The following is a 14,002-nucleotide window of genomic DNA, read 5'->3' on the forward strand; positions in this document are numbered from 1 at the left end:
AAAAATATTTTGATGTAAATGAGAACTCTAAATTTTAAGGAGATTAGTATGTTTAAAAAAGTTATATTTATTTTTTGCTTTATTATTTTTATTTGTGGTGTAAGCGTTTCTTGTAGCTACGGTGATAAAAAGAATAATGTATTTAAATCGCAGAAGTTGAATCAAGAAGATGAGGTTTCTGATGCATCAATGACAAAAGATGAATTACATGAAGCGATGACTAATCAACCGATAAAAATTTTAAGGACGGAACACTATGTATCAAGTATTTTAAATTCAAAAGGCGTACCACAGAATTATTTAACATCAGTTATTCAAAATAACAGTGGTGTTAGAATAAAAGATGTAGTAATTGGTTTTGTTGCTTGGGATGATAAAAATTTACCTATTAAAATAAAGAGTGACGATATGTTTTATATTCCAAGCTATCTTACAAAAGTAAACTACAATGATATTAATTTGGAAGATGGATACAGCTATGGTCAGAATATAGGTGCAGCAGTAGAAAATGATGAAATTGTAAATTTAAAATCAATAGTTATTTCCTATACAGATTACGAGGGAAATACATGGGAAAATGATTTAATGAAAGACTTTGAAAACTTATATTTAAATAAAAAATTTGTAGAGTAAGGTTTATGAAGGACAAGTTTGGTTGTTAACCAGACCTGTCCTTCGTTTATTATTGTAAATATTTAGCGAAAAATGTATAATTTTTGATATAAAGATTTTAAAATTTTAGAGGTTGAGATGAATTTTAATGAAAAGCTAGCAAGAAGAATAGAAAAATCAGATGGACAAATCAAGTATCAAAAATTAATAGATCATATACATGGGGTTTCTGAATTCTCAGAGGAATTTATAAGTAAATTTTTTTTGGAAAATTCAGGGAAGGTTTTGGCTTTATTACATGATTTAGGAAAATATTCGGATGAATTTCAAGAAAGAATACGTGGTAAAAATATAAAGGTTGATCATTCAACAGCAGGTGCAATAATTTGCGATGATTTGGAAAGTGAATTAAAAGATAAGCATGAAAGCGTAATATATAAAATTTTTAAGTACATAATTATAGGTCATCACTCTGGACTTTTGAATTATGGGACAGACATTGATGATGCGGGAACTATAAGTTCAAGACTTAATAAAAAAGAGGAATTATGTGATTTTTCTGATTGGAAAGATGAAATAAGCATTGATGAGATTAAGCAAATTAATATGAGCAAAGAAGTCTATAGATTTTTTAAAGATAATTTTTCGATACAGATGCTTATAAGATTTTTATTTTCTTCTCTTGTTGATGGAGATAGGCTTGATGCTCAAAGATTTTCTGAAGGTGAAAATTCAATCATTAATTCTAAAAAATTAATGAGTTTGGATGAAATGACAGAGAAATTTAATGATTTTATGGAATTAAAGAAATTAGATGGAACAAATAATCCGATAAATTCAATACGTAATATAATTTTTAATGATTGTGTTAATAAATCAAATGGTAGTAAAGGGTTTTATTCATTATGTGTTCCAACAGGTGGAGGAAAAACGTTATCTTCTTTGGCGTTTGCCTTGAATCATGCAAAACAAAATGGTCATGATAGAATAATTTATTCTCTACCATTCACAAGTATAATAGAGCAGAATGCGAAGGTGTATTCTGACATTTTTGGAGAAGAAAATGTTTTGGAGCATCATTGTAATTTCAATTTTTCAAATGAGATTGGTGAAAATGAATATTCAGAGAAGCAACTCAAGTATAAGCTTGCAACTGAGAATTGGGATATGCCTTTGATTGTAACTACTAATGTTCAATTGTTTGAAAGTATGTATTCTAACAAACCTTCTTCTGTAAGGAAGCTTCATAATATTTATAATAGTATAATAATTTTGGATGAAGCTCAGGTTATACCAAATGAATATTTAAAACCTTGTATAAGAGCCTTAGAGGAACTGGTGAAAAATTATTCATGTACAGTATTATTTTGTACAGCGACTCAGCCAGGATTTAAGAAGAACGGATTGATAGAAAATTTTGACGTAGTCGAAATAATAGATGATACATATAAACTTTTTGAAGATTTGAAAAGGGTTGAAGGGAAATTTATTGGAAAGCAAAGTGTGGAAGAGATATGTAACAAAATGAATTCACACAAACAAGTCTTGACGATCGTTAATACAAAAAAACATGCAAAGGAAATTTTTGAAAGTTTAAGTGAAAGTGAAGGGAACTTTCATCTTTCAACTAACATGTATCCTAATCACAGAAAAGAAATTATTAGGATCATCAAAGAAAGATTAAAAAATGGGGAAGAGTGTAGAGTTATTTCGACTCAGTTAATCGAGGCTGGAGTTGATGTTGATTTTCCTGTTGTATTTCGTTCAGTTAGCGGAATTGATTCAATTGTACAAGCTGCAGGAAGATGCAACAGAGAGGGAAAACGAAAAGAATCAACTGTGTATGTATTTAAACCAGAAGATAGTTTGCATTTAGGAATGGGATATTTAAAGTTAACATCGCAAATTGGAGAAGGAATAATAGAAGACTTTAAAGATTTTCTATCAATAGATGCGATAGATAAATATTTTTCAGAATTATTTATTGATACAGATCACAGACAGGATAAACACAATATTTTGAAAATAATAAATAAACGCAAAAAATTTGAATTAAAGTATGATTTTGAAAAAATTAATGATGAATTTAAGTTTATTGATAATGTAGGAACTCAAATTATTGTACCGATTGGAGAAGGAGAAAAACTTTTAAATGTTCTTAAGTATTCTGAAAAAGGAATTAAGAGTGTTTTAAGAAAATTAAATGGATTTTCTATCAATATAGCAGATAACGTTTTAAAAGAATTAATAGAAGGTGGATGTGCTGAACAATTTTCCGATGATATCTTTGTCTTAAAAAATTTAAGCATGTATGATAGCAAGATAGGTTTTGATAAAGATAATATAGAAAATTATGATTATATTATTTAATTTTTATGGAGGGAATTTATGGGATTTACTTTGAGAGTTTGGGGAGATTATGCTTGTTTCACAAGACCTGAAATGAAGGTAGAAAGAGTTAGCTATGATGTTATAACTCCTTCTTCAGCTCGAGCTATATTTGAGGCGATTCATTGGAAACCAGCTATTAGATGGGTTATAGATGAAATAAATGTAATTAAGCCAATTAAATTTCAAACTATTCTTAGGAATGAAGTAAAAAGTGTTATAAGCGAACAATCGATAAAAAATTCGATGAAGAATATGGAAAAACAAATTTATATTGACGCTAATGAAGAAAGAGCACAAAGAAATTCAATGATACTTAAGGATGTTGAATATGTTATAAAAGCCCATTTTGAAATGACTAAGCACGCTGGAGAAAGTGATGATGAAAAGAAACATTATAATATCTTTTTAAGACGAGCTAGGAAAGGTGAATGCTTTACTCAACCATATTTTGGATGCAGGGAATTTTCATGTAATTTTGAGCTTTTAGAAGATGGAGAAGTTCCAGCTAACATTAATGAAACAAAAGATTTAGGATGGATGCTTTATGATATAGATTTTGTGAAGAAAGGAGATTCATATAAGGGGGTCAAAGAATATAACCCTAAATTTTTTAGGGCTGAAATGATTAAAGGTAAAATATTTATCCCTCAAAATCTTCACAAGGAGGTTAATAAATGATTCTAAAAGAGTTGGTAGATTGTTATGATTTGATGGCGAATTCAGATAAGTTTCAAATTGCTGATAATAATTCGAACAATGAAAATGTGTCTTTTAAAGTTACTATTGATCAAGATGGAATTGTAAGCAGTGTTATTGATTTAAGAGAAGGTTCAGGTTCAAAGAGGAAGCCTGTTTTGATGACTGTTCCATACAAGTTTTCGGGAAGAACGGGAAAATCTATTGTACCTTATTTTCTGTATGATAATGCCAAATACTTATTTGGTTGTGAACTAGATAGTAAGTCTTTAGAATTAAATAGATTTGATGAATATGTTGGTGCATCAAAAAAATTACATATGGAGATATTGGAAGGATCTCAATCCAAGTATCAATTGATTCTTGAAAAGTTTTTTGATAATCGAGATCAAAACATAGAGATTGTTAAGGAAAAAGATACAGAAGCATTGAAGAGTGGGTTTATTGTCTTATGTTTTAAAAATGATACCAAATGCATCCATGAGCAACAAGAAATTAAAAAAGCATTTGCATTATACAGGCAAATTAAATTTAAGGATGTAAAAGATTTAAAAGGAGATTGTCTTATAAGTGGATTTACAAATGTTCCAATTGCTAGAACTCATACTCCAATAAAGGGGGTTTTGGGTTCAAGTGCTTCTGGGGCAATGATTGTAAGTTTTAATGAAAGTGCTTTTGAATCTTATGGGAAAAAACAAAGTTACAATGCGAGTGTTTCTAATGGAAATGAATTTAAATATACAACTGTTTTAAACAAGATTTTATCTGGTAATGAAAACAAAATATATTTATCAGGAAATAGCATTGTATTTTGGAGTAATAAGATCGGATGTAAAGAAGAAAAGATTATACATGCTTTTTTAAGAGATGATGAAGATGATAATGACGAAGAAGGTAATGGTGGAATCAAGTACAACCAGGAGGGAGTTGATAAAATTGAAAGTGTTATAAAACTTATTAAACAAGGTAAGACGGTTAACATTGACAAATTAAAATTAGATGATTCGGTAAATATGTATATTCTAGGTCTTTATGGTACTAAGTCTAGGATATTCATCAGATTTTGGTTTAAAAATTCTTTAATAGATTTTGTGAAATTAACAAACAAACATTTTGAAGATACAAAACTTAAGAGAATTAGAAAGATTAATAAAAAAGATCTTATTCATGAAGAAGTTGGCGTGAAGATGTCACTAATATTAAAAACAATAACTCCTTATGGTAAAAGTCAAAACACTCCAAAAGCATTAATAAATACTCTTTTTAAAAGTATTTTAACAGGGGTTGTTTATCCAATATCTATTTATAATAAAATTCTTGAAAGGATTAAAGCAGAAGCTGGCGAAGATTATGCAGTTAATCATACAAGGGTTTCGTTTATAAAAGGATATTTAAAAAGGTATTATAGATTAAATAATTTTAAAGATAAAGAGGAGGAAATAACTGTGTCATTAAATAAAGAATCTAAAAATGTTGCGTATAATTTGGGCAGAATTTTTGCGATACTTGAAAAAATACAAATGGATTCCAATAATGGTTCAACTAACATTAGAGAAAAATATTTGTCTTCAGCATCTTCAACACCTAAATCTATTTTCCCAAATTTATTAAACTTAGCACAATATCATATAGCCAAAATTAATAAAGAAAATAATAGGATGTTTAATTATTATGACAAAATAATAGGCGAGATATTGTTAAATATTAATGAGTTTCCAGCAGTATTTTCAAGTGATGAGCAAGGAATGTTTATATTGGGATATTATCATCAAAGAGAAGATATATATACGCCAAAAAAAGATAAGGAGGAAAACTAATTATGTCATTAAGTAAAAGATATGAATTTGTAATATTGTTTGATGTTGAGAATGGGAATCCTAATGGAGATCCAGATTCAGGAAATATGCCAAGGATTGATCCAGAAACAGGACATGGTATTGTAACAGATGTTTGTATAAAAAGAAAAATTAGAAATTACATAGAAGTAGTTGAAGGTGAAAGACAAGGGTTTGATATATATGTAAAAAATGGTGTTGTTTTAAATGAACAGCATAGAAAAGCATACGATGCTTTTGAATTAAAATCCGAGAAGAAGAAATTACCAAAAGACGAAAAACTTGCAAAAGAACTTACGGGTTATATGTGCAAGAATTTTTATGACATACGTAGCTTTGGAGCGGTCATGAGCAACGAGGTAAACTGCGGTCAGGTTAGAGGACCTGTTCAATTGAATTTCGGAAGAAGTATAGATCCTATTTTTTCTCAGGATTTAACAATAACTAGATGTGCAGTTACAAATTTAAATGATTTGGAAAAAGGACAAACTATGGGAAGGAAACAAATAGTTCCATATGGTTTATATAGAATGGAAGGATATGTTTCAGCACATTTAGCAGAAAGGGTTACAGGATTTAGTGAGGAAGATTTAAATATTTTGTGGGAAGCTATTATAAATATGTTCGAATACGATCGTTCTGCATCACATGGTAAGATGGCAACAAGGAAACTTTATGTTTTTGAACATGAAACAGCACTTGGAAATGCTCCGTCGCATAAATTGTTTGATTTAATAAAAATTGAAAAGAAGGATAAATCAAGACCTTCTAGGAATTTTAATGATTATGAGATTGTTATTGATGAGGTGCCTAAGGGTGTGAATCTTACAGAGCTTATAGATGGAATTTAATATGGATTATTTGATGATTTCAGGTATTCAACATTTTGTTTTTTGTCCACGTCAATGGGCTCTTATACATATAGAACAGATTTGGAAGGATAATGTCAAAACTTTTAAAGGACATAAATTCCATGAAAAAGTTGATGATCCATATGTTTTTGAGAAAAGGGGAGAGCGTATAATTTCACGCTCCATTCCTTTAATTTCACATGAGTTATCTTTAGTTGGTGTTAGTGATTGTATTGAATTTTATGTTAGGAATGATAATTTAGGAGTTAAAATTAAAGGAAGAGAAGGAAGTTATGATGTAATACCAATTGAGTATAAAGTTGGAGATATTAAAGATGATGAAAGTGATATTTCACAGCTCTGTGTTCAAGCTATTTGTCTTGAAGAAATGTTTGATACAAAAATTAAAAAAGGGTATTTCTATTATGGCAAGCTAAGAAGAAGAGTTGAGGTTGAATTTACAGAGGAGCTTAGAAAAAATGTTAAAGAATTAGCTAAGAAGATGAAATATTATTTTGATAATGGAGTAACCCCAAAAGCTTGTTATAAAAAACATTGCGTGAGTTGTTCTCTTTATGATATTTGTTTACCTAAATTAAATCGTAGTTATACTAAAGTTAAAAATTATATTGATTCTTATTGGATATCAGGGAGCTAGTACAAAACTTATGGCAATGTGTGCAGAAAAAAATATTGGAATGAGTTTTTGTACTCCATATGGTAAATTTCTCTGTAGAGTGCAAGGAAAAGTTTCAGGGAATATTTTACTTAGGAAGAAACAGTATAGAATTTCAGATGATGAATATAAGTCTTGTTTGATTGCTAAAAACTTTATCATTGGGAAACTTATTAATTATAGAAATGTCTTAAATCGTTTCAAGAGAGATTATGCAGATAAATTTAATAAAAATGTAAAAAAATCGATTGAGTATTTATCTGATACTATAAAGAGTGTTTCGAAATGTGAAGATTTGGATAATTTAAGAGGGCTTGAAGGAATTGGAAGTAAATTTTATTTTGAAGTTTTTAATGAATTAATATTGATTAATGATGAGAGTTTTAGGTTTGATTCACGAAATAGAAGACCACCTCTTGATAGAGTTAATGCATTACTTTCTTTTGTGTATGTTCTTCTTTCACATGACATGGCATCATCTCTTGAAAGTGTTGGTCTTGATCCTCAAGCAGGATTTCTTCATAGAGATAGGCCAGGCAGAAATGGTTTAGCTCTGGATATGATGGAGGAATTAAGACCTTATTTATGTGATAGGTTTGTATTAAAATTAATAAACACAAAGGTTATCAAACATAATGATTTTATTGTAAAAGAAAATGGAAGTGTTTTGATGTTAGAAGACGCTCGTAAGAGCGTACTTACAGCTTGGCAAAAAAGGAAAAAAGATATTATAAAACACCCATTTTTAGGTGAAAAAATAGAAATTGGACTTATACCTTATGTTCAGTCTTTATTACTTGCCAGATATTTAAGAGGAGATTTGGAAGAATATCCACCATATTTAATGAAGTGATGAGGTGATACAGTGCTTATTTTGGTTACATATGATGTGAAAATAAATTTTGAAGATGGGGAAAAAAGACTTAGAAAAGTATCTAAAATTTGTGAAAATTATGGAATTAGAGTTCAAAACTCTGTTTTTGAGTGTGTAGTTGATAATATGCAATTTGAAATGTTGAAGTCAGAGATAGGTAAGGTAATGGATAAGGAACAAGATAGTGTTAGATACTATAATTTAGGTAAATCTGGAAGAAATAAGGTGATTCATGTAGGAAGTAAAAATTCTATTGATGTTGAGGATGTTATTATAATTTAATTGCGAAGTATAAGCTTACATAAAATTTCTAGAATGGTTCGCAAGATCTTATTAATACTGAATTAAATAAAATTATTATATGTTGAAATTTATAAAAAATTGTGTAAAATTATATTGTTCGCATAAATAGTGTTTTTATTTATGATTGATACTTATTTTAAAATTTAACGGTCGCACCTCACGCAGGTGCGTGGATTGAAATCCCCAATTATAACACCTGCCGTAATACCTATTACTGTCGCACCTCACGCAGGTGCGTGGATTGAAATTCTAATGTAATTATAAACATCTTTAGTGCTAACTGTCGCACCTCACGCAGGTGCGTGGATTGAAATCATATACGATATCCGGAAGAAAATTGCCTGAATAGGTCGCACCTCACGCAGGTGCGTGGATTGAAATAATAAGTAGTGTTGCATCTAGCATGGGATACTCGTCGCACCTCACGCAGGTGCGTGGATTGAAATTGAAAATAATTTTAAGGAATTGAAAGTAGGGGGAGGTCGCACCTCACGCAGGTGCGTGGATTGAAATCATCTTATAATCTGCTATTTGCTTAGCTACATTGTCGCACCTCACGCAGGTGCGTGGATTGAAATATCATCGTTTATATTTGTTGATATTACCCCACTTGGTCGCACCTCACGCAGGTGCGTGGATTGAAATCCATGCCCTTGTGGTATTAGTTTTAGACTTGAGGTCGCACCTCACGCAGGTGCGTGGATTGAAATAACCTTCACTTTTGTGTTTGTAATAAAACTTATGTCGCACCTCACGCAGGTGCGTGGATTGAAATCGAAATTTACTGTTAAAACAAATGTTGGCAAAAGTCGCACCTCACGCAGGTGCGTGGATTGAAATTACGAGCTTGGCTCTCTAGTTTTTTCTGTTCTTGTCGCACCTCACGCAGGTGCGTGGATTGAAATTATATCAGTTGGTGGAGATGGAGAGTCTGGAGGGTCGCACCTCACGCAGGTGCGTGGATTGAAATTTTTGATAGTTTATTAACTACTTCAAAGTACTTGTCGCACCTCACGCAGGTGCGTGGATTGAAATATGTGGAGGGTTGGAAAGAGGTTTTAGAGTTTATTGTCGCACCTCACGCAGGTGCGTGGATTGAAATTTTCATTTTTTTACTTTTACTTTTAAAATATAAGTCGCACCTCACGCAGGTGCGTGGATTGAAATGTTAGCTCCATATTGGGACATTCCAACACCATGACGTCGCACCTCACGCAGGTGCGTGGATTGAAATACTGGATCTACCTTAGATACAACCACAACCAAAGTCGCACCTCACGCAGGTGCGTGGATTGAAATCTTCATAAAATACACAATCTTCAATATAAATATGTCGCACCTCACGCAGGTGCGTGGATTGAAATTCTAATATCATTTTTAACCTTCCTTTTTTAATTGAGTCGCACCTCACGCAGGTGCGTGGATTGAAATACGTGCATGATGAGATAATACTTGAAACGGATAAGTCGCACCTCACGCAGGTGCGTGGATTGAAATAAAGAGTATGACGGCGTATTAAGTATACGTTTAGTCGCACCTCACGCAGGTGCGTGGATTGAAATCAGAGTGTCCTGGACAAATTTCAATATTTGATCGTCGCACCTCACGCAGGTGCGTGGATTGAAGTTGGATTTTATTATTTCATAGAGAGCAAGAGGGTGAGTGAAAAATATATGATTGGTTGATGGATTATGTATAAGGCGAGAGAGTGTCTTCCGATCCATTCAAGAAATTTGAATTTACTTGGAGTTAAATATCTGAGTAGATTGTGATGCTTAGCTATTTCATATGAAAAATATCCAGTGATATATAAAAATATCCATGGCATCAGTGGAAAGTAGTCTGATGAATAAAAGTTTGGCATAGGAAATCCTAAATATGTAGTTAAAGAATTTTTGTATAAGTTTCTTGGTAAATTTATAAAATTCAAATTTCCAAATCCGATATTGCCTTTATTGATATTTTTTGTTAATAGAAAAAGGATTGCGAAGAGAATTAGCCCAAAAGTTTTTGGGAATTTTCCTAAAAATTTTCTTAAAGGAATCATCAAAATCGTAGATGATCCGATTAATGTTAAAATTCCAAATCTTACTTGGCTTTGTGGAGTTACGATCATTGTAACAATTTCTATTAAAAATCCGAAAAATAAAATCGTAATGCCTCTCTTGAATTTTTTCCTTCCTAATGGCTCACAGAATCCAGAAATAAAAATGAATGTGCAACATATAAATTGCTGCCATATGTATGCAATGTCTGAACTAAACCATTCTATGTTAAATCCTAAGATGTAAACAAGATCCCAAATCAAATGATATATGATCATATTTATTACTGCAAATCCACGTACTCCATCTAAAACAAAATATCTTTTGTTTTTCATTTTGTCTTATCGTCCTTTCAAGATTAAATTCATTAAATGTATTTTATAATATAGGATGGGCAAATTATTTACAATACACCAAATGATATTTTTAATAATGAAAATATAAGGGGAATTTTTATGGGTCCATGGTATTTTGAAGAATCAGAATTTGATGGGGGATTAGCAGAGTTTATAGGAATTAATATATTATCCTTTTTGCTTATTGTTGTGACTTTGGGGATTGGGCTTCCGTGGGTTATGTGTATGAGGGAAAGGTATACAATTAATCATACGATTGTTAATGGACAAAGGTTGAAATTTATTGGCAAAGGTGGAAATTTGTTTTTGCATTGGCTTAGATGGATTTTGTTTACAATAATAACTCTTGGGATTTATGGTTTTCTAATAGGAATACGGTTTCGTCAATGGAAAGCAAAAAATATTGTGTTTGATTGATGTAAATAAAATTAAGTGGTGGTTATTATGGATAACAACCATTTTTTTATAACTAAATAAATTAGTATAGTAGAATTGAGTGTTAATTCATGGTATAATTATCGATATATTTTTTGAATTTATACAATGTGTTTTTATGCAATTTAAATATTAGATAGGCTATAAAGGAAAGGATACGGGGAATAATGGAAGTTGGAATTAGAAACGAACAAGAGAGAGATGAGATTCATCGTGCAATATGGGCGATAGCTGATGAGCTTCGAGGAGCTGTAGATGGTTGGGACTTTAAGAATTACATACTTGGTATGATGTTTTATCGTTATATTTCGGAAAATTTGACAAATTATATTAACGATGGAGAGGTTGAGACAAATGCTAGTTTTAATTTTGCGGAATGTTCAGATGAAGAGGTAGAAGAGTTAAGAGAAGAAATTATTGACGAAAAAGGTTTTTACATTCCTCCTAGTGAGCTTTTTGAAAATATACGGAAGAGAAGTAATTCAGATAGCGAATGGGCTAGGTCAAGCTTGAACGAAAAACTTGATTCGGTATTTCGTAATATCGAGCAATCATCTCAGGGAAGTGAATCTGAAGGTAATTTTGCAGGATTGTTTACAGATTTTGACGTTAATAGCAATAAGCTAGGCTCAAATGTTTACAAGAGAAATGAGAAACTTGTAAAGTTGATCAATGGTATAGCTAATATGAATTTAGCATCTATTAAGGATCAAAATATAGATGCTTTTGGTGATGCTTACGAGTATTTGATGGGAATGTATGCATCGAATGCTGGCAAATCTGGTGGTGAGTTCTTTACGCCTGCTGCTGTATCTGAACTTTTAACTCGTCTTGGAACGGTTGGGAAGAAGGAAGTAAACAAAGTCTATGATCCAGCATGTGGGAGTGGTTCGCTTCTTTTGAAGTCGCTTAAGGTTTTGGGTAGAGATGCTGTTTGTGATGGGTTTTTTGGACAAGAGATCAATATAACGACTTATAATCTTTGTCGTATTAATATGTTTTTGCATGATGTGGGGTTTGACAAATTTAATATTGAATGTGATGATACTTTGGTTTCTCCGAAACACTGGGATAATCAGCCATTTGATTTGATTGTTTCGAATCCTCCATATTCGATTAAGTGGGAAGGGTCTGACAATGTTACGCTTATTAGTGATTTGAGGTTTTCTCCTGCAGGAGTGCTTGCACCGAAGAGTAAAGCGGACCTTGCTTTTGTTATGCATATAATTTCTTGGCTTTCACCGAGTGGTACTGGTGCGATTGTATGTTTTCCTGGCATTATGTATCGTGGGGGATCGGAGAAAAAGATTCGTGAGTATTTGGTAAACGAAAATTATATTGATTGTATTATTCAATTGCCATCAAATTTATTTTTTGGGACTTCTATTGCGACTTGTATCATGATTATGAAGAAAAATAAGAAGAATAACAAAACTCTTTTCATTGATGCGAGTAATGAATATGTTAAAGATACGAATAATAACAAACTAAACCAAGAAAACATTAATAGAATTGTTGAAATATTTACAAAGCGTGAGGATATTGATCATATTTCCCGCTTGGTTAGTTATGAAGAAATTAAAGAGAATGATTTTAATCTTTCTGTATCAACTTATGTTGAGGCTGAAGATACTAGAGAGAAGATTGATATTGTGAAGCTTAATTCCGAGATAAAAGAGATCGTTTTACGTGAAGAGATGTTAAGGAAAGAAATTGACAAAATTATCGAGGAAATTGAGAGGGACAATGAGTAAACTTGATAAATTGATAAAAGAACTTTGTCCTGATGGAGTTGAGTATTTTAAAGTGGAAACTATTTGTAATATATCAAGAGGTCGAGTGATGTCTAAAAATTATTTAAGAAATAATAAGGGAGAATATCCTGTTTATTCATCACAGACTGAAAATGATGGTAAACTTGGAGAAATATCGACATATGACTTTGATGGTGAATATATAACTTGGACAACAGATGGGGCACATGCAGGTTCAGTATTTTATAGATATGGTAAATTTAGTATAACTAATATATGTGGGATGTTAGAAGTTAAGGAAAAAAGTAAAAACTTAGTTAGATATATTTATTATATTTTAAAATTATATGCAAAAAAATATGTGAATAAAGGAATGGGTAATCCTAAATTGATGAGTAATGTTATGGGAAGCATAAAAATCCCAATACCACCTCTAGAAATTCAAGAAGAGATTGTACATATTTTAGATTCGTTTACAGAGCTTACAGCAGAGCTTACAGCAGAGCTTACAGCAGAGCTTACAGCAAGAAAGAAACAGTATGAGTATTATAGAGATAAGCTATTTACGTTTGGTGATGATGTGCCGAGGGTAAAACTCAAGGATGTTGCAACGATAATTAGAGGTGGAAATTTTCAGAAAAAAGATTTTAGAGATGAAGGATTTCCATGTATTCATTATGGGCAGATATATACAAAATATGGAATGAAAGTTAAAAATACAATTAGTTTTGTTGAGGGAGAAATTTTTGAAAAATCAAAGAAAGCTCAGAAGAATGATATCATAATGGCAGTAACGAGCGAAAATCTTAAAGATTTATGTAAGTGTTTAGTTTGGTTGGGAGATGAAGATGCTGCAATTAGTGGAGATGCTGTAATTATTAAACATAATCAAAACCCATCTTATCTAGCTTATTATTTTTATACAGAAATGTTTTTTACGCAAAAACGTAGGTTAGCACATGGAACAAAAGTTATTAGAGTAACTCCGAGTAATTTATTAGATATAGAAATTCCTCTTCCCTCCTTAGAAGAACAAGAAAGAATAGTTTCAATACTTGATAAATTTGATAAGCTTTGTAACGATTTAACTGAAGGACTCCCTGCAGAGATTGAAGCGAGGAAGAAACAATACGAATATTATAGGGACAAGCTTTTGACTTTTAAAGAAAAATAA

At 31.4% G+C, this 14,002-nt stretch carries 12 protein-coding genes and 1 CRISPR repeat array; of the genes, 11 read left to right on the forward strand and 1 reads right to left on the reverse strand.

All coding sequences use genetic code 11. The annotated features are described in order from the left end of the window. Positions 1-48 precede the first annotated feature (48 nt). From RATSFB_RS03135 to cas2, 8 genes are all read left to right on the forward strand, one after another. On the forward strand, positions 49-633 hold the full coding sequence (locus RATSFB_RS03135; protein ID WP_014094596.1) for a DUF5780 domain-containing protein: 585 nt from the start codon (positions 49-51) through the stop codon (positions 631-633). Positions 634-750: 117 nt separating this feature from the next. Further along, positions 751-2,982 (forward strand): CRISPR-associated helicase/endonuclease Cas3, encoded by a 2,232-nt coding sequence (locus RATSFB_RS03140; RefSeq protein ID WP_014094597.1) that lies wholly within the window; start codon positions 751-753, stop codon positions 2,980-2,982. An 18-nt stretch (positions 2,983-3,000) separates the two neighbouring features. Continuing rightward, on the forward strand, positions 3,001-3,681 hold the full coding sequence (gene cas5c, locus RATSFB_RS03145; protein WP_014094598.1) for a type I-C CRISPR-associated protein Cas5c: 681 nt from the start codon (positions 3,001-3,003) through the stop codon (positions 3,679-3,681). After that, complete coding sequence (gene cas8c, locus RATSFB_RS03150) at positions 3,678-5,516, forward strand: type I-C CRISPR-associated protein Cas8c/Csd1 (RefSeq protein ID WP_014094599.1); 1,839 nt, start codon at positions 3,678-3,680, stop codon at positions 5,514-5,516. Before cas5c ends, cas8c begins: the two co-directional genes overlap by 4 nt. A gap of 2 nt (positions 5,517-5,518) precedes the next feature. Beyond that, positions 5,519-6,385 carry a type I-C CRISPR-associated protein Cas7/Csd2 gene (gene cas7c / locus RATSFB_RS03155; protein WP_014094600.1) on the forward strand — a complete coding sequence of 289 codons (867 nt, stop codon included), beginning with the start codon at positions 5,519-5,521 and terminating at the stop codon, positions 6,383-6,385. After that, entirely contained in the window at positions 6,375-7,043 is a 669-nt protein-coding gene (gene cas4, locus RATSFB_RS03160; RefSeq protein ID WP_305803407.1) for a CRISPR-associated protein Cas4, read from the forward strand. The genes cas7c and cas4 overlap by 11 nt, the downstream gene beginning before the upstream one ends. Continuing rightward, entirely contained in the window at positions 7,015-7,914 is a 900-nt protein-coding gene (gene cas1c / locus RATSFB_RS03165) for a type I-C CRISPR-associated endonuclease Cas1c (RefSeq protein ID WP_014094602.1), read from the forward strand. Before cas4 ends, cas1c begins: the two co-directional genes overlap by 29 nt. A gap of 12 nt (positions 7,915-7,926) precedes the next feature. Next, positions 7,927-8,217, forward strand: a complete 291-nt coding sequence (cas2, locus tag RATSFB_RS03170) for a CRISPR-associated endonuclease Cas2 (protein ID WP_014094603.1) — start codon at positions 7,927-7,929, stop codon at positions 8,215-8,217. Positions 8,218-8,387: 170 nt separating this feature from the next. Then, positions 8,388-9,865: a CRISPR direct-repeat array (repeat unit 32 nt; unit sequence GTCGCACCTCACGCAGGTGCGTGGATTGAAAT). Positions 9,866-9,874: 9 nt separating this feature from the next. Here cas2 and RATSFB_RS03175 read toward each other — a convergent pair. Beyond that, on the reverse strand, positions 9,875-10,618 hold the full coding sequence (locus RATSFB_RS03175) for a heparan-alpha-glucosaminide N-acetyltransferase (RefSeq protein ID WP_014094605.1): 744 nt from the start codon (positions 10,616-10,618) through the stop codon (positions 9,875-9,877). A gap of 120 nt (positions 10,619-10,738) precedes the next feature. Here RATSFB_RS03175 and RATSFB_RS03180 point away from each other — a divergent pair, with 120 nt between their 5' ends. The 3 genes from RATSFB_RS03180 (at position 10,739) to RATSFB_RS03190 (ending at position 14,002) form a co-directional block, all read left to right on the forward strand. Further along, entirely contained in the window at positions 10,739-11,056 is a 318-nt protein-coding gene (locus tag RATSFB_RS03180) for a DUF898 family protein (protein ID WP_014094606.1), read from the forward strand. A gap of 185 nt (positions 11,057-11,241) precedes the next feature. Next, on the forward strand, positions 11,242-12,828 hold the full coding sequence (locus RATSFB_RS03185) for a type I restriction-modification system subunit M (RefSeq protein WP_014094607.1): 1,587 nt from the start codon (positions 11,242-11,244) through the stop codon (positions 12,826-12,828). Beyond that, positions 12,821-14,002 (forward strand): restriction endonuclease subunit S, encoded by a 1,182-nt coding sequence (locus RATSFB_RS03190; protein WP_014094608.1) that lies wholly within the window; start codon positions 12,821-12,823, stop codon positions 14,000-14,002. The genes RATSFB_RS03185 and RATSFB_RS03190 overlap by 8 nt, the downstream gene beginning before the upstream one ends.

This window comes from Candidatus Arthromitus sp. SFB-rat-Yit (genome assembly GCF_000283555.1).
Lineage (GTDB): Bacteria > Bacillota > Clostridia > Clostridiales > Clostridiaceae > Dwaynesavagella.